This window comes from Marinobacter sediminum, from assembly GCF_016820575.1.
In the GTDB taxonomy this organism is placed as follows: domain Bacteria; phylum Pseudomonadota; class Gammaproteobacteria; order Pseudomonadales; family Oleiphilaceae; genus Marinobacter; species Marinobacter sediminum.
Genome location: NZ_JAEMQH010000002.1, coordinates 450,030 through 468,163 on the forward strand (window position 1 = coordinate 450,030; position 18,134 = coordinate 468,163).

General features: G+C 58.8%; 15 protein-coding genes. 12 read left to right on the plus strand and 3 right to left on the minus strand.

Annotated features, from left to right (window positions below; genetic code table 11):
* Positions 1 to 33: 33 nt before the first annotated feature.
* The 3 genes from can (at position 34) to FGO67_RS08925 (ending at position 3,266) form a co-directional block, all read left to right on the plus strand.
* Entirely contained in the window at positions 34 to 714 is a 681-nt protein-coding gene (gene can, locus FGO67_RS08915) for a carbonate dehydratase (protein WP_203300378.1), read from the plus strand.
* A gap of 166 nt (positions 715 to 880) precedes the next feature.
* Entirely contained in the window at positions 881 to 1,927 is a 1,047-nt protein-coding gene (locus tag FGO67_RS08920; protein ID WP_203300379.1) for a class I SAM-dependent methyltransferase, read from the plus strand.
* Positions 1,928 to 2,123: 196 nt separating this feature from the next.
* A complete protein-coding gene (locus tag FGO67_RS08925) occupies positions 2,124 to 3,266 on the plus strand; it encodes a class I SAM-dependent methyltransferase (RefSeq protein WP_203300380.1) in 1,143 nt (380 codons plus the stop codon).
* Positions 3,267 to 3,301: 35 nt separating this feature from the next.
* On the opposite strand, the gene FGO67_RS08930 is transcribed toward FGO67_RS08925, so the two are convergent.
* Complete coding sequence (locus FGO67_RS08930) at positions 3,302 to 3,922, minus strand: riboflavin synthase subunit alpha (protein WP_203300381.1); 621 nt, start codon at positions 3,920 to 3,922, stop codon at positions 3,302 to 3,304.
* A gap of 374 nt (positions 3,923 to 4,296) precedes the next feature.
* Between FGO67_RS08930 and FGO67_RS08935 the strand changes: the two genes are divergently transcribed.
* Genes FGO67_RS08935 through FGO67_RS08955 form a run of 5 tightly spaced genes read left to right on the plus strand, consistent with a single transcriptional unit; the run spans position 4,297 to position 8,423 of the window.
* Positions 4,297 to 5,064 carry a hypothetical protein gene (locus FGO67_RS08935; RefSeq protein ID WP_238942311.1) on the plus strand — a complete coding sequence of 256 codons (768 nt, stop codon included), beginning with the start codon at positions 4,297 to 4,299 and terminating at the stop codon, positions 5,062 to 5,064.
* Positions 5,065 to 5,124: 60 nt separating this feature from the next.
* Positions 5,125 to 5,802, plus strand: a complete 678-nt coding sequence (locus FGO67_RS08940) for a TetR/AcrR family transcriptional regulator (protein WP_203300383.1) — start codon at positions 5,125 to 5,127, stop codon at positions 5,800 to 5,802.
* Between the two features lie 58 nt (positions 5,803 to 5,860).
* Positions 5,861 to 6,361 carry a L,D-transpeptidase gene (locus FGO67_RS08945; protein WP_203300384.1) on the plus strand — a complete coding sequence of 167 codons (501 nt, stop codon included), beginning with the start codon at positions 5,861 to 5,863 and terminating at the stop codon, positions 6,359 to 6,361.
* A gap of 23 nt (positions 6,362 to 6,384) precedes the next feature.
* On the plus strand, positions 6,385 to 7,638 hold the full coding sequence (locus tag FGO67_RS08950) for a mechanosensitive ion channel family protein (RefSeq protein WP_203300385.1): 1,254 nt from the start codon (positions 6,385 to 6,387) through the stop codon (positions 7,636 to 7,638).
* Complete coding sequence (locus FGO67_RS08955; RefSeq protein ID WP_203300386.1) at positions 7,635 to 8,423, plus strand: S-methyl-5'-thioinosine phosphorylase; 789 nt, start codon at positions 7,635 to 7,637, stop codon at positions 8,421 to 8,423. The genes FGO67_RS08950 and FGO67_RS08955 overlap by 4 nt, the downstream gene beginning before the upstream one ends.
* On the opposite strand, the gene FGO67_RS08960 is transcribed toward FGO67_RS08955, so the two are convergent.
* Together FGO67_RS08960 and mfd are read right to left on the minus strand one after the other, a co-directional pair.
* On the minus strand, positions 8,398 to 9,204 hold the full coding sequence (locus FGO67_RS08960; RefSeq protein WP_203300387.1) for a CsiV family protein: 807 nt from the start codon (positions 9,202 to 9,204) through the stop codon (positions 8,398 to 8,400). The two genes, FGO67_RS08955 and FGO67_RS08960, sit on opposite strands and share 26 nt — an antisense overlap.
* Before the next feature lie 32 nt (positions 9,205 to 9,236).
* Positions 9,237 to 12,767: a transcription-repair coupling factor gene (gene mfd / locus FGO67_RS08965; protein ID WP_203300388.1), complete on the minus strand. Its 3,531-nt coding sequence runs from the start codon at positions 12,765 to 12,767 to the stop codon at positions 9,237 to 9,239.
* Between the two features lie 258 nt (positions 12,768 to 13,025).
* Between mfd and FGO67_RS08970 the strand changes: the two genes are divergently transcribed.
* From FGO67_RS08970 to FGO67_RS08985, 4 genes are all read left to right on the plus strand, one after another.
* The gene (locus tag FGO67_RS08970; protein ID WP_420844514.1) at positions 13,026 to 14,429 is read left to right on the plus strand and encodes a glyceraldehyde-3-phosphate dehydrogenase; all 1,404 of its coding nucleotides are present in this window, start codon (positions 13,026 to 13,028) and stop codon (positions 14,427 to 14,429) included.
* 348 nt (positions 14,430 to 14,777) lie between these two features.
* Positions 14,778 to 16,124 (plus strand): Na(+)-translocating NADH-quinone reductase subunit A, encoded by a 1,347-nt coding sequence (locus FGO67_RS08975; protein ID WP_203300390.1) that lies wholly within the window; start codon positions 14,778 to 14,780, stop codon positions 16,122 to 16,124.
* A 4-nt stretch (positions 16,125 to 16,128) separates the two neighbouring features.
* On the plus strand, positions 16,129 to 17,337 hold the full coding sequence (locus tag FGO67_RS08980) for an NADH:ubiquinone reductase (Na(+)-transporting) subunit B (RefSeq protein ID WP_203300391.1): 1,209 nt from the start codon (positions 16,129 to 16,131) through the stop codon (positions 17,335 to 17,337).
* On the plus strand, positions 17,330 to 18,133 hold the full coding sequence (locus FGO67_RS08985) for a Na(+)-translocating NADH-quinone reductase subunit C (RefSeq protein ID WP_203300392.1): 804 nt from the start codon (positions 17,330 to 17,332) through the stop codon (positions 18,131 to 18,133). Before FGO67_RS08980 ends, FGO67_RS08985 begins: the two co-directional genes overlap by 8 nt.
* Position 18,134: the final 1 nt, after the last annotated feature.

Below are 18,134 nucleotides of genomic sequence, written 5' to 3' on the forward strand. Positions count from 1 at the left end.
TGAAGGGTCAAAAGCTTAAGAGGGAGTGTGTCGATGGGTCAGCTTGACCGTCTACTAGAGAAAAATCAGGCCTGGGCGGCCGGTATAAAAGCGCAGGATCCGCAGTTCTTTGACCGCCTGTCCAGTCAGCAGGCTCCAGAGTACCTATGGATTGGCTGTGCGGACAGCCGAGTGCCGGCGAACCAGATTGTTGATCTGATGCCAGGGGAATTGTTTGTGCACCGGAACGTTGCCAACGTGGTGGTGCACACCGATTTCAATTGCTTGTCGGTGCTACAGTTTGCGGTCGAGGTGCTGAAGGTCAAACACATCATGGTCGTCGGGCATTATGGCTGCGGCGGGGTGCGCGCGGCGCTACTGAACGAAGGCTCCGGTCTGATCACCAACTGGCTGCGTCATATTCAGGACGTTCGTGACCTCCACCAGCCTATCCTTGATCAGGTCACTGACGTTAAGGATCGGGTGGACCGGCTGTGCGAGCTTAACGTGGTTGAACAAGTGGATCACGTGACCCAGAACAGCATCGTTCAGGATGCCTGGAAACGCGGTCAGCCCCTGACGGTGCATGGCTTTGTTTACGCACTCCATGACGGCGTTCTGCGGGATATGGGCCTCTCCATTTCCAACAACGACGAGCGCGAGCCGGTCAAGCGTCGGGCGATCGAAGAGTTGGCAGCAAGGCCGGTCCGGTCTGGGCGCCAGGAAAAGGCCTGAGGCCAAGGTTTCGGCGCCTGGGTTTGAAGCCTGAGTTTCGAAGCCTGGATGTCGACGCCAAGTAATCCCTATCGGCCCTCAAGGTACGCCAGTTCTGGCGGGACTTGTGGGCCGATTCCAGTTAGAGTAGCCCGTTTCCAGAACCAGTAACGGGGTCCCCCTGCCGATGTCCGAAATGCCAAAATCCCATGAAGCCCTGCTTCGAAATCGTTCCCTGCTGAAAGGTCGTGTGGCCTTGCTGGGGGCAAGTTCCGGCGCCTTGCTGCCAGAGCTGCCTTCCGGTGGTTTGGCAATGAGCGAGCATGCGGGCTACGCCGAGGAGCTGGCCGGGCCGCCAAACTGGCAGGTGTGTTTTGGTTACGACAATCCTGCACTCACGGCCTCCAGCTTCGACACAGTGGTGGTGTTTCTGCCCAAGGCCCGGGCCGAGCTTGATCTCAGGCTGGCGCTGGCGCGCTGGATAGCTGCACCGGATGCCGCCTTGATCCTGATAGGTGAGAAGAAGGAAGGCATCGCCGGCGCAGTGAAGCAGCTTAAGACCATCGATCCTGATGCGGCCAAGGTTGATAGTGCCCGGCATTGCCAGGTTTGGGTGGCCATTGGCTTTGCGCCCCTGGCGCGCTTTGACGTGACAGAATGGATGGAGTGGCACTCGATAAGCAACGCCGGTAGTTCCGTTGAGGTCTGTGGCTTGCCGGGTATTTTCAGCCAGGGCGAGTTGGACGCTGGCACTTCGATGTTGCTGGATACTTTGGTCAGTACGCCACTGAAAGCCAATCGGGTTCTCGATTTCGCCTGTGGCGCAGGCGTTATCGGCTCTTGGCACCAGGTGTGGCAACGGGATCAAGGCCGGCCGGTGGCACCGGTGGATGGGGTAGACGTGCAATCCCAGGCGGTCATGTGTGCCCGAGCAACCTATGAGCGGGCAGGGGTGTCCGGCGAGATCATTGCGTCAGATGGCCTGGCTGATGTCGAGGGTGTCTGGCCGGCTATCGTCACCAACCCACCCTTCCATGCGGGTGTTCGAACAGACATCTCCATGACCGAGGATTTCCTGCGCTCGGTGGCCCGCCACCTCAAGACCCGGGGTGAACTGAGGCTGGTTGCCAACACCTTCCTGCCGTACGAAAACTTGATTAAACGTTTTGTGGGGCCGGTGGAACGCCTGACCGAAGATCGCCGCTTCACGGTGTACCGCGCCACCCGTCGTTGAGTGCCAGCGACGATCTGAGGGTAAACTCCAGGCAAAAAAAAGCCCCTGGGGTGAGGGGCAAAGGGTTTGCGTCCACAACAACGGAGCCAACCAGAAAAAGAATAATGCGTGAACACCCCACAATTTAGGCTTAATTTCTAGAATAAACAGCCTAAAATAACGCTTTTGTGATAAATCCCCCTTTTGGAAGCCCAATATGACCACTGCAGTGATGGAGACGCCGGACAGTGCCCTGACCTTATCCCGTCCGGGTGGTGGCGACGCCTCGCTGCGAGCGTGGGATGCGGCCGATGAGCTGTTGCTGGCTGAGGCGCATCAGCGCCTGGCCATGCTGTCGTCTCCTCGAGTACTCATTATTGATGATCAGTTCGGAGCATTGACGCTGGGGTTGTGCGCCTTCAACCCGGAGGTGGTTGCCGACAGTGCAACCCTGCCCGCGGCGGTGGCGCACAATGCTGGCCTGAATTCTGCCGTCGACGCACCGTCAACGGTATTCAGTTGGCTGAATCCGCCGCAGGGCGAGTACGACGTCGTTATTCTGAGAGTGCCGCGCCAGGCTGAATACCTGGCCTGGCTGCTGCGCTGGGTTAATGGTGTTCTGGCTGGAGACGGCCTGTTGCTGGCGGGCGGGATGATCAAGCATCTGCCTGACCGTGGTGTGGAGGTTTTTGCCCAGGCCGTGCACACCGACGCTGTATTGCCGGCACGAAAGAAAGCCCGGGTCGTGGTCTGTAGTCGCGGTACTGCCGATTTGGACAGTTGGTCCGGTAGCTGGAAAAGCTATGACGTAGACGGGAGTCAGCTACAGGTAGGCGCCTTGCCTGCCGTGTTTGCCCGGGAAAAACTGGATATCGGCACCCGCCTGTTTTTGCCTCATGTGAAAACAGCTGTGTCTGCGCTGGCGACGAACGCCCGGGTTCTGGATCTGGCCTGTGGCAATGGTGTGGTTGGGCTGGTGGCGCTGGAGCAACGGCCGGATCTGGAGATGAACTTTGCGGATGTCTCCAGCCAGGCGGTGGCGAGCGCCCGGGACAATGTGTCCCGGCAGTTTCCGGAGAGTCAGGCCCGGTTTGATCACGCCGACGGCATCGGCGATTCGGCCGGGCAGTATGATCTGATTTTGCTTAATCCACCGTTCCATGAGGGCGGTGTGGTGGGCGATCACATTGCTTTGCGGCTGTTTCGTGCAGCGGCGCAGCACCTGGCGCCGGGCGGTTCGCTTTTAATTGTTGGCAATCGCCACCTTGGCTATCACCGCAGTCTGCGGAAATTCCTTCCCACCGTTCGTCAGCTCGACGCCAACCCCAAGTTTGTGGTCCTGGAGGCCAGCCAGCGCTGAGATTCGAGCGCTTGGGATAGGGCAGTGGTGCCCGGTTATTGCGCCTTGGGCGGCTGGTCGTAGCCGAGACGGGCCAGGGTGTCCACGATGGTCTGGGTCTGGCTGTCGATCTCGATGTTAACGCGCTGGCCCTCGCTGGCGCTGCCAAAGGTGGTTGCCCGCAGGGTTTCCGGAATAAGGTGCACGTTGAAGCGATTGCCCTCTACCTCACCAATAGTCAGGCTGGCGCCGTTGATGGCGATATAGCCTTTGGTGAAGATGTACTTGGTCCAGGCCTCTGGCACTTCAAACCACAGCGTCACATTGTTTTCGGTCTTCACGATCTCGGCGATGGTGGCCGTGGTGTGAATGTGACCAGACAGCAGGTGCCCGCCAATCTCGTCACCAATTCGCGCCGCGCGCTCAAAGTTGATCTCGTGTCCGGGCTGAAGGTCGCCAAGGGTGGTGCACTGCAGCGTCTCCTGCATGGCATCAAAGTACAGGTCATTGTTGTCCTGGCGGGTGACGGTCAGGCAGGTGCCGTTGACGGCCACCGAAGCACCGATAGTGATGCCGGCCGCCTTGTTGTCAGGCAGGCGAATGACCAAGGTGCTTAACCCGGGTGCTGCGGTTACCTCTTCGACAATTGCAATGCCTTGAACAATACCTGTGAACATAGCCAGACCTCTTTGAAAAGACTCGGATGCAGTTGCGGCAGGGCGCCAAGGATAGCGGTGGAGCGGGCCGATGCCAAGTTGGCCCGGCGGTCGCGCAGGCTTCTATAGCTCAGGCTCAAGATAGTCGCTACCCGGTCGATACATGTATTACGTAGCTTGATTCATATCGATTCACTGCCCGTTCTGGAAGTTAAAGCATGGCTGAAAATCAGCGGACAGCGCCCCCGAAGACCGACCCTACCCAAGGAGCCGTGTTGCGCCAGGGGCGTGCTGCCGATCCGCTGCCCTCGGCCGCGCAGCCTCAGTCTGGGCGGACTGTAGCGCCTACTCCTCCGTCCGCTCCTTCTGCTCCTGCATCGGCGCAGGGAGCAGACTTGGCGGGCAACCCGAATGCGCCCGTAGGGCTTTCCGAGGCCGCCGAGGCTCTGGAATCCGCGCCCGCTGTTGAGGAAGAGGAAGAAACCGAAGAGCAGGAGCCAGCCCCTAGCGCATCTGAACAGGCCCAGGCTCAGTTCAAGCAACGCGAACTTCGGTTGATTCTGCGCCAATGTGATCGGGTTCTGTTGCTGGATTTCAATCGCCTGGCCATGAGCGATTGGCCAGACGACTACACCCTGGCGACGGCGCGCCGAAACCGTGACCTGTGGTTATTCAGTGCCTTTACCGCGGCGGTGGTGTTTGTCAGTGGCCTAACCGGGTTTGTACCGGCCTGGGTGGCGGGTACCGGTTTTGGCGCGTTCATGATCATCCTGATGCTGGGGATTCCTGCGGTCCGGCGCCTCTACACCTCCAGTCCTTCCTACCTCGATGTCATCATGAAGCGTCAGCGTTTGCTGCGCGAGGCTCGCGCTTACGCCGCCCATCTTGAGGGCAACGAAGGGTTGATCTGGCAGTGCGCGCGAATGGCCGACTTTAATATTGCCTTGAAGAATGCTCGCTTCAGTTCGCTGCTCAGGCTTTCAGAGCGGCGGATACTGCCTCGCCATCTGACTCGCCGCGAGCACGTGCGGCTGTACCTGATTTATCTGTTGGAAGCTGAGAAAGCCTATGCTCGGGTGCAGGCAGCTTTCTTTGAGGGTAATCGGCGGGCTATCGATCAGGGATGGCAGGGCGTAGCAGCGGAACCAGAGCCAAGAGCTTGACAGATCAGGGCTTCAAACGTATGTTTCAAACAGACGTTTGCTAGAGGCTTTGGAAATAAGATGGCGCAGTCTGATACGGTAGATCGGATTCTTGATGCAGCTGAGGAGCTGTTTGCCGACCGTGGTTTTTCGGAAACCTCGCTCCGAATGATTACCAGTAAGGCTAAAGTAAATCTGGCCGCTGTCAATTACCACTTTGGTTCTAAGAACGCGCTGATCCATGCTGTGTTCGCCCGATTCCTCACGCCGTTCTCCGCCACTCTGGAAACTGCCTTTGATGAATTGGAGGAGCGCTGTGACGGTCAGCCGCCAACTCTGAATCAGACGCTTTGGGCACTGACCGAAAGCGCCGTACGTATGCCCCAGCGTAACGAGAAGGGTATCTCCATCTTCATGCGTCTGCTGGGCTTGGCCTACACCCAATCCCAGGGCCACTTGCGTAAGTTCCTGGAGCAGGAGTACGGCGATCCGTTCAGCCGTTTCATGCGCCTGCTCAAGGAAGCGACCCCGCAATTGTCCTCGGTTGACCGTTATTGGCGCATTCAGTTCATGCTGGGGGCGACCGCGTTCACCATGTCCAGCAGTGATGCCTTGCGCGACATCCTTCAGAACAAACTGGGCGTTGAAACCACCATTCAGGAAATCGCCGCTCGCCTGGTGCCCTTCCTTGCCGCCGGTATGCAGGCGGAAGACAAGATGCTGATTCCAGTCCCGGACAGCCATACCCCGGTTGCCTGAGATCTGCGCTCTCGGTTAGGCTTCCACTTGGCATTAGCCCCAAGGGAGCTTGACCGGCTTGAGTAACGACAGCAGCTCTGACCAGAAGATCCACATCAGTCTCGAACGTCAGTGCCTGACCCTGGTCGATGGCGCCGGTTCGGTGCTGGCCGAATACACTGTTTCCACCGCCCTTAATGGTCCCGGTGAGCAGGACAGCAGCGGCTGTACGCCGCGGGGCAGTCATTATGTCCGCGCCATGATCGGCGATGGCCAGCCCATGTACACCGTTTACCGTGGCCGCCGGCCCACCGGCGAAATCTATTCCGCTGAACTTGCCGCGCAGTACCCCGCCCGCGATTGGATACTAACCCGCATTCTCTGGCTTTGTGGCCGCGAGACCGGTAAAAACCGGGGCCCCGGGGTCGATACTTTTCGCCGCTTCATATACATTCACGGCACGCCTGACACAGAGCCCATGGGAGTGCCGCTTTCCCACGGGTGCGTCCGCATGCGCAACGACGATGTGATCGATCTGTTCAGCCGGGTTAGCACCGGCATCGCCGTCTCTATCTACTAACTCCGATTGGCCCGAGGAAATCGATGATCGAAAAAGCAACTGCCATGGTGGATGGCTGGATCGAAACTTTTGATTTGCTGCCCCAGGAGTGGCGAGTAGGTCTCGTCGTCTTTGCCCTGGTATTCGGCACCGCGACGGTCGCCTACGTTGCCAGCTATATCATTGGTGCGCTTGAGCGCAAATTCAGCAAAACCCGGAACCTCTGGGACGATGCCCTGTTGCATGCGGCCCGAAAGCCCGTTGTTGGTTTTGTCTGGTTGCAAGGCGTGTACTGGGCGGCGGAAGTCGCCCACAAGTATTCCGATGCCGCTGTCTTTGAGGCCAACGAAACCGTCTTGAAGATGGGCTTTATCTGGATTCTGGTCTGGTCGTTGCTGCGCCTGATCAAGGAGAGCGAGAAGATCCTGGTCTCGCCGATGAAGATGAAAACCCCGATGGACTACACCACCGTGAATGCGGTGAGTAAGCTCTCCCGGGCTGTGGTAATTATTACCGCTGTGCTGATTGCCATGCAGTCCCTCGGCTACAGCATTTCCGGTGTGCTGGCGTTTGGTGGCGTCGGTGGCATTGCCGTCGGTTTTGCCGCCAAGGATCTTCTCGCCAACTTCTTCGGCGGTTTCATCATTCACCTCGATCGTCCTTTCAAGGTCGGTGACTGGGTGCGTTCGCCCGACCGTAATATCGAGGGCGTTGTCGAGCACATTGGCTGGCGCCTGACCACGCTGCGTACCTTTGACCTTCGCCCGCTCTATGTCCCCAATGCGGCGTTCACCACCATTGCCGTCGAGAATCCATCGCGGATGCGTAATCGCCGGATCAGTGAAACCATCGGCATTCGTTATGCCGACGTCAGCCAGATGGGCGAGATTGTCGCGGACATTCGCTCCATGCTGGAGAATCATGAGGATATCGATACGGATCAGACCCTGATCGTGAACTTCGTGGGCTTCAACGCTTCATCATTGGACATCATGGTGTACACCTTCACCAAGACCACCAAATGGGTCGAGTTCCACGGGGTGAAGCAGGACGTGCTGTTGCAGATCAGCAGTATCATTGAGGGCTACGGCGCCGAGGTTGCCTTCCCGACTCGCACGTTGCATCTGCCGGAGGGCGTTCGGTTGGCCAACGGCAAGGCCGGCAAGAAGGATGATTCAGACCAGTCAGGCGAGTCTGAATCTGAAGCTGCAGACAATCGTAAATCCAAAACTGCATCCACCACGTCCGGTCGATCGACCCGTTACGGCGATGCAGAAGCCGAAGGAGAAAGCGAGTGAGCGCAACAGTTGGGCGCAGCCCTGTCGGTATCATCGGTGGCACCGGCCTGACCACCTTGTCAGGTCTGGAAATCACCGGCGAACGTTCGGTGGAAACAGCTTGGGGTGCGCCATCTGCGCCACTGGTTGAAGGTCGGCTGGGTGAGCAGGAAGTGGTGTTCCTATCCCGCCACGGCAACCCGCACCGGATTCCGCCGCATCAGGTGAACTACCGGGCCAACTTGCGCGCGCTTTACGATGCCGGTGTTCGGACTGTGGTTGGGGTGAACGCCGTGGGTGGCATTCATTCCGAGATGGGGCCTGCGCACATTGTCGTGCCCGATCAGATCATCGATTACACCTGGGGCCGACCCAGCACCTTCTTCGAGGGTGAGCTGGATGAAGTGACCCACATCGACTTCACCTGGCCGTACGATGCGGAGGCTCGTAAGATTCTGATCGACGCGGCCCGTGCGCAAGGCACACCCTGTTCCGATTTCGGCGTCTACGGAGCAACTCAGGGGCCAAGGCTGGAAACCGCCGCTGAGATCGCTCGCATGGAGCGGGACGGTTGTGATCTGGTGGGGATGACCGGCATGCCCGAGGCCGTTCTGGCCGCTGAGGTGGGCATGCGATATGTTTGCCTGGGGCTGGTGGTGAACTGGGCTGCGGGTAAGTCGGACCACATCATTTCCATGGAAGAAATCCATGAGGCCATCGACAAGGGCATGTCCGGAGTGAAGGGCATGCTGGAAGTGTCGATGGCCGGCCTCGGCGGTCTTACTCCGAAGCCTCAATCTTCTTGAAGAATACCAGCACGCCAATCGTCGGCGAGTCCAGGAAGTGAATCTCCTCGCTGCGCATTCTCCGGTTTTCACGAATCCAGGTCAGTAGCTCCAGCGGTGCCGCCGCCGGGGCCTGCTGGGCCTCAAGGCCAGTAGGCTGAGGAGTGAGCTCATTGGCCTCGGCGTCCGGATTTCCGGCGCTGTCCTGGCCGGCAGTAGCAGCCTCGCTCTGGCCTTGTTCTGCTGGCACGGCTGCTGCCATTGCACCTTCTGCTTGCTGCCAGTGATTCAGATGTACATCCACGTGCAAGTAGCGCTTGCGATCAATTGTAATATTGCCTTCAATCTCACGGGTGTTGCCACCGGAAAGCCAGTCGCCCACGGCAACCCGCAGAGGTGCACCTTCGTAGCCCGGAGGGAAAGCCTCGTACCAGCCGGCGGCTACCAGCACCCGGTAGCGCCCGCTGCGCTCAAGTCGCTGTACTGCGCCGTTCAGGTGCAGTTCGTCGCGCGGGGCAAGGTTGAGAGTGGTTTCCGTTACGCCGCCCCGGTCGACCGTTTTCAGGATCTCACCTGACTCCAGCGTGGGTTCAACCTTCCGGTTCGCCATTTGCTCATTGACCGCTTCGGGTTCAATGATGCGCTCAAGAATTACCAATTCCGCACGGTAATAGTTATCCGGAATGGGCTGGCCATTGGCGCCCGAATCCTGTGCCTGTGTGGTCAGTGACAATGTCAGCAGCAGCGCCGTCCATACAGTGCGTGCCGTCCATCGGCCGCCACGATTACCATCAATCTGCAAGGGTATTACTCCATGTGTGAATCGGGCTTTCATCAGGCGCTGGCGGTCGCTTTTTCCGGCCCCAGTTCGCCCAGCATCTTGGAAATGCCGTCGAGTTTACCACCGGTCGACGTGTCCTTCAGCCGAAAACGGAAGCTGTTGGCACCCTCGAGTCGATACTGGTCCGGCGCGGATTGCACCTTTTTAACCAGTACCAGCGGATCAACCGGTGTCGAGCTGCCGAATTCCAGTCGGGTCCATTCCTTGCCAGCGTCGATCTGGACTATGCCCAAGGCTTCCGCGTGCAGTCGTAGTTCGGTTTGCCGAACCAGGTTCTTTGCCGGCTCCGGTAATAATCCGAAGCGATCGATCATCTCAACCTGAAGTTCTTTTAATTCGGCCTTGCTGCTCACGCTGGCAATGCGCTTGTACAGCATCAGGCGGTTATGAACATCCGGCAGGTAATCGTCGGGGATCAGCGCCGGAATCCGCAGGTTCATTTCGGTGCCGTGGCTCAAGGGCAGGTCGGCGTTGGGCGTACGGCCCTCGCGAATGGCTTTCACCGCTTCATCAAGCAACTGCATGTACAGGGTGAAACCGATGCTCTCAATCTGGCCGCTCTGTTCCTCGCCCAGTAGCTCGCCGGCGCCTCGGATCTCCAGATCGTGGGTGGCGAGCATGAAGCCAGCTCCCAGGTCCTGGGATTCGGAGATGGCGTCCAGCCGCTTCTTGGCGTCTGAGCTGATCGAGCGCGGTGGCGGTGTCAGCAGGTAGGCGTAAGCCTGGTGGTGGGAACGGCCAACCCGCCCGCGCAGCTGGTGCAGCTGGGCCAGGCCAAACTTGTCGGCCCGCTCGATAATAATGGTGTTGGCGCTGGGGATGTCGATACCGGTTTCGATGATGGTACTGCACACCAGTACATTGAAGCGCTTGTGGTAGAAGTCCGACATGATCTGTTCCAGCTCGCGCTCACGCATCTGGCCGTGGGCAACGCCCACCCGGGCCTCGGGAATGAGCTGGCGCAGATCTTCGGCGGCTTTCTCAATACTGGCCACGTCGTTGTGCAGGAAGTACACCTGGCCACCCCGGAGGATTTCCCGCAGGATCGCTTCTTTCACCATGGCGTCGTCGCGCTGGCGCACGAAGGTTTTTACCGACAGCCGTCGGGCCGGTGGTGTGGCAATGATCGACAGGTCGCGCAGGTGGCCCATGGCCATATTCAAAGTTCGCGGGATCGGCGTGGCGGTCAGGGTCAGCATGTCGACTTCTGCGCGCAGGGCTTTGAACTTCTCCTTCTGCTGAACACCGAACCGGTGCTCCTCATCGATGATCACCAGGCCCAGGTTCTTGAACTTGATATCGCCCTGCAGCAGCTTGTGGGTGCCGATCACGATGTCGGCCTTACCGGTCTCGATGGCGTCCAGAGCTTTGCTGGTCTGGCTGCCGCTGCGGAAACGGCTGAGCAGTTCCACGTTAACCGCGGTATCCGAGAACCGGTCCCGGAAAGATTCATAGTGCTGTTGTGCCAGCAGGGTAGTGGGTACCAGTACCGCTACCTGTTTGCCGGAATAGGTCGCCATGAAGGCGGCGCGCATGGCCACCTCGGTTTTACCGAAGCCGACATCACCGCACACCAGTCGATCCATTGGGCGCTCGCCGGTCATGTCTTCGATCACCGCCTGAATGGCCACTTCCTGGTCCGGTGTTTCCTCAAACGGGAAGCCCGCCGCAAAGGACCGGTATGCCTCTTTCGGGTTGTCGAAGATAAAGCCCTTGCGCGCCTCGCGGCGGGCGTAGACATCCAGCAGCTCGGCCGCAGTGTCCCGGATTTTCTCCAGGGCCTTCTGCTTGGCCTGGCTCCAGCGCTCGGTGCCCAGTTTGTGCAGGGGGGCGTGGTCGCTGTCGTTGCCGGCGTAGCGCGAGATCAGGTGCAGACTGGAGACCGGCACGTAGAGCTTGGAGCCGCCGGCGTATTCCAGCATCAGGAATTCGTTCGATTCGCCCCCGGCGTCGATGGTCTCCAGGCCTTTGTAGCGGCCCACCCCGTGGTCAATGTGCACCACGGGCGCGCCGATGCGCAGCTCCGAAAGATCCCGGTAGCCGGCATCGTCGGTTTCGGTTGGCTTCTGGCGGCGCCGGCGCTGCAGCACCCGTTCACCGAACAGGGCGGTCTCGGTAATCAGGGCAATCTGTTGCTCCGGCAGGGCCAGGCCCTGTTCCATCGGTGCGATGGTGATACCGAGTGTGCACTTGTCATCGTCCAGGAAGGCTTGCCAGCCGTCCTGGGTTTTCAGCTTCAGGGACTGCTCGCCGAGGTTCTCGATCAGGGCTTCCCGGCGGCCGGAGGATTCCGCACAAATCAGTACGCGGCCGGTAAATTCGTTCAGGAACCGTTTGAGTCGGCCCGCCGGGTCGGCAGCGCGGCCGTCCATGGCGATGTCCGGAAGGCTTTCGGCCGGGCAATTTACCGCGCCGGAGCCGGTGGCTTCTTCGGCTTGGGTGGTTACCCGCGGAAAGTCTTTCAGGTGGCCGAACAGTTCATCGGTCTGCAGGAACAGCCGGGTTGGCGGCAGAATAGGGCGCAGCCGGTCGTGCCGGCGGTCCTCATAGCGGTTGCGGGTTTCCGAATCGAACAGGCTGACCGCCTCGTTCAGGCCCTCGGCGGTAAAGACTTTGGTCTGGCCTGGCAGGTAATCGAACAGGGTGGCGGTGTGATCGAAAAACAGCGGCAGGTAGTATTCAATGCCCGGCGGTGTAATGGCATGAGTGACGTCCTTATAAATAGGTGCGTCTTTGTCGGCATCCGGGAATTGTTCGAACCAGCGGCCACGGAAACCGGAGCGCGCCTCTTTGTGCCAGGGGAATTCGAACGCGGGTAACAGCTCAATGCGCTCGATCCGGTCAATGGAGCGCTGGGTTTCCGGATCGAAGGTGCGCAGGGTTTCTATTTCATCGTCAAACAGGTCGATGCGGTAGGGCAGGTTGGAGCCCATCGGGAAAATATCCAGAATGGCGCCCCGAACTGCGTACTCGCCATGCTCGTACACGTTCTCCGCGTGCCGGTACCCGGCTGAATCCAGCTGCATGCGCCAGGTATCGATGTCCAGCGATTGGCCCACTTCCAATAACAGGGTGTTGCCCTGCAGGTAGTCCACCGGCGGCAACCGGTGCATCAAGGTTCGCGCCGGCACAACCAGCACGCCGTGGCTGGTGGAGGGCAGCCGGTGCAGGGTGCGGATACGCCGGGAGGTGATGTCCTGGTGCGGCGAGAACAAGTCGTAGGGCAGGGTTTCCCAGTCCGGCAGCGACAGCAGCTCCAGGCCGTCGTCGGAAATCGCCGCGCCGTCTTCGTCTGCCGGCAACCCCAGGAAAAAGCGCATGGCCTGTTCCAGACGGATGGCGTCACTGGTGCTGCGGGTGATCACCAGGGTCAGGCCGTGGTGGGCTCGTGCGCTCTCGCAAATAGCCAGGGCATCGCTGCTGCCATGGAGTTGGCCCCAGGTACGGTGATCCGCCTTTTTTTCCGGAAAGGCCGGGGCGATCAGCGAATGGGGCGTTCGGGGTGTGGATGCACCTTGGCTCATGGGCAGTCTTGTTCTCCTGCTGTGGGTGACCGGGAGACGGCGAGGCGCGTATTCTACCGCTCGCACCTGCGGGTGTCATGGTTATGGCCGGGTGTTTACGAAATCATGAACCGACTGTATTTGCCGTGAGCGAGTTTAAATTGGATAATGTGCGCCGCTATTTCTTACCAGTGCAAACCAGAGGTCCCAACTGTGAGCCACGAACAGATCAATCAGCACCTGTCTAACTGGACGGAAAGAGAGTCCACCGCGGAAGCCATGATTCCGCTTATCGGCCGTCTCTACCGCAAGAACAATGTGGTTACGTCGGTGTACGGCCGTGCCATCATCAACCAGTCGGTGATCGACATCATCCGTGCCCACCGGTTTGTTCGCCAGGTGGAAGACAGCGAGCTGTCTGTTCATGACACCCTGCCGATCCTGCAGGCCATGGACTCTATGGAGCTGGGCCGTGCTCACGTTGATATCGGCAAGCTGGCCGTTAAATTTAAGGAAACAGGCGGTGATCTGAAGGAATTCCTGAGCAGCGAAATCGGCCAGATTGTTGGCCAGTACGCTGCTCAGTCTGAAGAAGAAGCCAACAACGACACCAAAGACGTTGTCCTTTACGGCTTCGGTCGTATCGGCCGACTGCTGGCCCGGATCATGATCGAGAAAGCCGGTGGCGGTAACAACCTGCGCCTGCGCGCTATCGTTGTCCGCAACGGCGGTGCTGAAAACGACCTGGAAAAGCGTGCCAGCCTGCTGCGTCGTGACTCCGTGCACGGTCCGTTTGACGGCACCATCACCGTGGACGAAGAGAATTCTGCCCTGGTTGCCAACGGCAACTTCATCAAGGTGATCTATTCCGATGGCCCGGACAAGGTGGATTACACCGAGTACGGCATCAACAACGCCATTGTTGTGGACAACACTGGTAAGTGGCGCGATGAAGAAGGCCTGGGCCTGCACCTGAAGTCCAAGGGCGTTAGCCGCGTGATCCTGACCGCACCAGGCAAGGGCGACATCAAGAACATCGTTTATGGCATCAACAACGACTGGATCACCGAAGACGACAAGATTCTGTCAGCCGCCTCCTGTACCACCAACGCCATTACTCCGGTGCTGAAGGCGATTGATGACGAGTACGGCATTGAAGACGGTCACGTTGAAACGGTTCACTCGTACACCAACGACCAGAATCTGATCGACAACTACCACAAGGGTAGCCGTCGTGGTCGAAGTGCGCCCCTGAACATGGTTATCACCGAGACCGGTGCTGCCAAAGCCGTTGCCAAGGCGCTGCCGGAACTGAAGGGCAAGCTGACCGGCAACGCGATCCGGGTGCCGACCCCGAACGTGTCCATGGCGATCCTGAACCTGAACCTGAAGAAGGACGTGGACGTCGAGGGTGTTAACGAGTACCTGCGCGACATGGCTCTGCATTCCGAGCTGCAGAAGCAGATCGACTTCGTGAACTCGCCGGAAGTAGTTTCCACCGACTTCGTGGGCTCACGCCACGCTGGTGTTGTCGATGCCCAGGCCACCATCGCTGGTGGCAAGCGCCTGATCCTGTACGTGTGGTACGACAACGAGTTCGGCTACAGCGCCCAGGTGGTTCGTGTTGTGAACCAGATGGCAGGGGTAACTTACCCGATCTTCCCGAAACGTGCCCGGGACTGATCCAAACACGCCGTAACGGTTGTGTACTGCCCTTAAAACCCCGGTAACGAAAGTTGCCGGGGTTTTTCTTTGCCAAATTTGTGGTGCGCTCGGTTTACGATCAGGCACAAAGCCGTTCTGCTTTCTGGTGGAAATAGGTTTCCTTAATCTCTATAATTGGCGCGATTTTGGGTATGTCTGGCTTTTAGTTTCTCATCATTTCCAGCGTCGGAGGATAAGCCGCATTCGAACGGCATCCGCTTTCGCTACTTGGGGCAACCATCTGGTGTAATCCTGAGAGGAAACCTGGGCCGCAGAAGCCGGACGTGAATAATCCATAAACTAGTTTCTGATGACTGGATGAGGCTAATGATCAAGATCAAGAAAGGCCTGGATCTTCCCATCAGCGGCGCTCCCGAACAGACCATTACAGAGGGCAAACCCGTTCGCCACGTGGCGTTGATCGGTTTTGACTACAACGGCATGAAGCCGACGATGGCTGTGAAAGAAGGGGACCGCGTCAAGCGCGGCACGCTGCTGTTCACGGACAAGAAGACCGAAGGCGTTCGTTATACGTCACCCGCCGCGGGCGTGGTGAAAGAAATCAACCGTGGTGACCGTCGCGTTTTTCAGTCGATCGTTATCGAGATCGATGGTGACGAAGCGGAAACCTACGCTCGTTACAACGATGCGGATCTTGCCGGCCTTGAGCGCCAGCAGGTTGTCGACAATCTGGTGGAGTCCGGTCTGTGGACGGCGTTTAGAACCCGCCCCTACAGCAAAGTCCCGACCATCGACAGTGCGCCCCATTCCATTTTCGTGTCTGTAATGGATACCAACCCGCTGGCCGCTGACCCGACTGTCATCATCGGCGAGAACAGCGCAGCGTTCGAGAAAGGCCTGGAGATTCTGACCAAGCTGACTCAGGGCAAGGTATTTGTTACCGGCAAGCCAGGCTCCAACGTGCCTGTGCCCAAGAACGATGCCGTTGAAGTGCATCAGTTCGACGGCGTGCACCCGGCCGGCAATGTGGGCACCCACATCCACTATCTGGATCCGGTGTCTGGCAGCAAGACCGTCTGGTCGATCAACTACCAGGATGTCATCGACATCGCACAGCTGTTCGTTACCGGTGAAGTGCCGGTTGAGCGCATCGTAGCGATCGGTGGCCCCAAGGCGCTGAAGCCGCGTCTGGTTCGCACCCGCATCGGTGCCAGCCTGCCGGAACTGCTTGAAGGCGAAGTCAGCGACGATGCGGAAGTGCGCGCCATTTCCGGTTCGGTGTTCGGCGGACGTCGTGGCGATGGCCCCTGTGCCTACCTCGGCCGTTTTGCCAACCAGGTTTCGCTGCTGGAAGAAGGCACCAAGCGCGAGTTCATGGGCTGGTTGTCTCCGGGTCCCAACAAGTTCTCCACGCTAAATATCTATCTGTCGAAACTGGCGAGTGGCAAGTTGTTTAACTTTACCACCACCACCAACGGCAGTGAGCGGGCCATGGTCCCGGTAGGCGCGTACGAGCGGATCATGCCGCTGGATATCCTGCCGACCCAGCTGCTGCGCTCCATCATCGTTGGCGACACTGAGATGGCACAGAAACTCGGTGCCCTGGAGCTGGACGAAGAAGATCTGGCGCTGTGCACGTTCGTGTGCCCGGGCAAATATGAATACGGTCCGATTCTCCGCGAGAACCTGACCCGAATCGAGATCGAGGGCTAAAACGATGGCTATCAGACAGTTTCTCGATGGAATCGAGCATCACTTTGAAAAAGGTGGCAAGTACGAGCGCTGGTATGCGCTGTATGAGGCCATCGATACCATCTTCTACACACCGGGCAAGATAACTTCTACGACTGCCCACGTGCGTGACGGCGTTGATCTCAAGCGCATCATGATCACGGTATGGATGTGTACCTTTCCGGCCATGTTCTTCGGTATGTGGAACATCGGCTTCCAGGCCAACAGCTACCTCGCAACCACTCCGGATGCCATGGTCGGCGACGGCGGCCTGCGTACGGCCTTCATCAACGCGCTGGCAGTGACCGGTGCCGGTGCAGGTTGGCTGGATAACTTCATCTACGGCATGGCCTACTTTATTCCCATCTACGCGGTGACGTTCGTTGTCGGCGGTTTCTGGGAAGTACTGTTCGCCACGGTTCGTCGTCACGAAGTAAACGAAGGCTTCTTCGTTACCTCCGTACTGTTCGCACTGATCTGCCCGCCCACCATCCCGCTGTGGCAGGTGGCTCTGGGTATCACCTTCGGTGTGGTGATCGGTAAGGAAGTGTTCGGCGGTACTGGCAAAAACTTCCTGAACCCGGCCCTGACCGGTCGTGCGTTCCTGTACTTCGCTTACCCGGCGCAGATTTCCGGCGACACCGTGTGGACTGCGGTTGACGGTTTCAGTGGCGCTACCGCCCTGAGCTGGGCTGCCAGCGGTGGCCTGGAAGCACTGGAAGCGCAGATCGGCTGGATGAGCGCATTCATGGGCACCATTCAGGGCTCCATGGGTGAGACCTCCACGCTGGCCGTGCTGATCGGCGGTATCATTCTGCTGGCCATGAAGATCGCCAACTTCCGCATTGTCGGCGGTGTGCTGATCGGCATGATTGCCACGTCGCTGCTGTTTAACATAGTCGGCTCCGAGACCAACCCCATGTTCGCCGTGCCGGCACACTGGCACCTGGTAATGGGCGGCTTCGCGTTCGGCATGATGTTCATGGCCACTGACCCGGTCTCCTCGGCGATGACCGACACCGGTCGCTGGACCTTCGGTATCCTGGTTGGTGTGATGACCGTGCTGATCCGGGTAGTCAACCCGGCGTTCCCGGAAGGCATCATGCTGGCCATCCTGTTTGCAAACCTGTTCGCGCCGCTGATGGATCACTACGTGGTTCAGGCCAACATCAAACGGAGGCTCGCACGTGGCTAAAGCTAAAGAAACTGTCTCCAGAACGCTGATTGTTGCTCTGGTCCTGAGTATTGTGTTCTCCGTGGTGGTATCTGGTGCCGCGGTAATGCTCCGCCCTGCGCAGATCCAGAACCAGAATCTGGACATCAAGACCAACATCCTGTCCGCTGCCGGCCTGCTTGAAAAGGGCGCCAGCGCCGATGAAATCGAATCGCAGTTTGAGCAGTTCGAAGTTCGTCTGGTAGACCTGGACACCGGTCAGTACGTTGAAGCGTCTGACGTTGGTGTACAGGACCCGATGAAGTACGACATGTACAAAGCTGCTTCCGACCCGCAGATGTCTACCAACATCCCGTCGTCTGAAGACAAGGCTGGTATCAAGCGTCGTCCGAACGTTGCCAAGGTCTACACCATGAGCGAGAACGGTGAAGTTACTCGCGTGGTGCTGCCGATTCACGGTTACGGTCTGTGGTCCACCCTGTACGGCTTCATTTCCCTGGAAGGCGATCTGAACACCGTTGAAGGGCTTGGTTTCTACGCGCACGCTGAAACTCCGGGCCTGGGTGGCGAAGTCGACAACCCGCGCTGGAAAAAACAGTGGGTGGGCAAGGAAGTCTACGACGGCGAGCGCGCCGATCCGAAGATTCGCCTGGTTAAAGGTGGCGTGAGTGCCGATGCTGCTGACAAAGAGCACAAGGTAGATGCCCTGTCCGGCGCGACTCTGACCAGCCGTGGTGTCGAGCAACTGGTTAACTACTGGATGAGCGAGCGCGGCTACGCACCATTCCTACAAAAACTGCGTGAAGGGGAGGTCTGAT

Bases quoted from the DNA above. Each gene is read 5' to 3' on its own strand.
- FGO67_RS08925 (WP_203300380.1), top strand. From the start codon at position 2,124: ATGACCACTGCAGTGATGGAGACGCCGGACAGTGCCCTGACCTTATCC.
- FGO67_RS08975 (WP_203300390.1), top strand. From the start codon at position 14,778: ATGATCAAGATCAAGAAAGGCCTGGATCTTCCCATCAGCGGCGCTCCC.
- mfd (WP_203300388.1), bottom strand. From the start codon at position 12,767: ATGAGCCAAGGTGCATCCACACCCCGAACGCCCCATTCGCTGATCGCC.
- FGO67_RS08950 (WP_203300385.1), top strand. From the start codon at position 6,385: ATGATCGAAAAAGCAACTGCCATGGTGGATGGCTGGATCGAAACTTTT.
- FGO67_RS08970 (WP_420844514.1), top strand. From the start codon at position 13,026: ATGATTCCGCTTATCGGCCGTCTCTACCGCAAGAACAATGTGGTTACG.
- FGO67_RS08930 (WP_203300381.1), bottom strand. From the start codon at position 3,922: ATGTTCACAGGTATTGTTCAAGGCATTGCAATTGTCGAAGAGGTAACC.
- FGO67_RS08940 (WP_203300383.1), top strand. From the start codon at position 5,125: ATGGCGCAGTCTGATACGGTAGATCGGATTCTTGATGCAGCTGAGGAG.
- FGO67_RS08920 (WP_203300379.1), top strand. From the start codon at position 881: ATGTCCGAAATGCCAAAATCCCATGAAGCCCTGCTTCGAAATCGTTCC.
- FGO67_RS08980 (WP_203300391.1), top strand. From the start codon at position 16,129: ATGGCTATCAGACAGTTTCTCGATGGAATCGAGCATCACTTTGAAAAA.
- can (WP_203300378.1), top strand. From the start codon at position 34: ATGGGTCAGCTTGACCGTCTACTAGAGAAAAATCAGGCCTGGGCGGCC.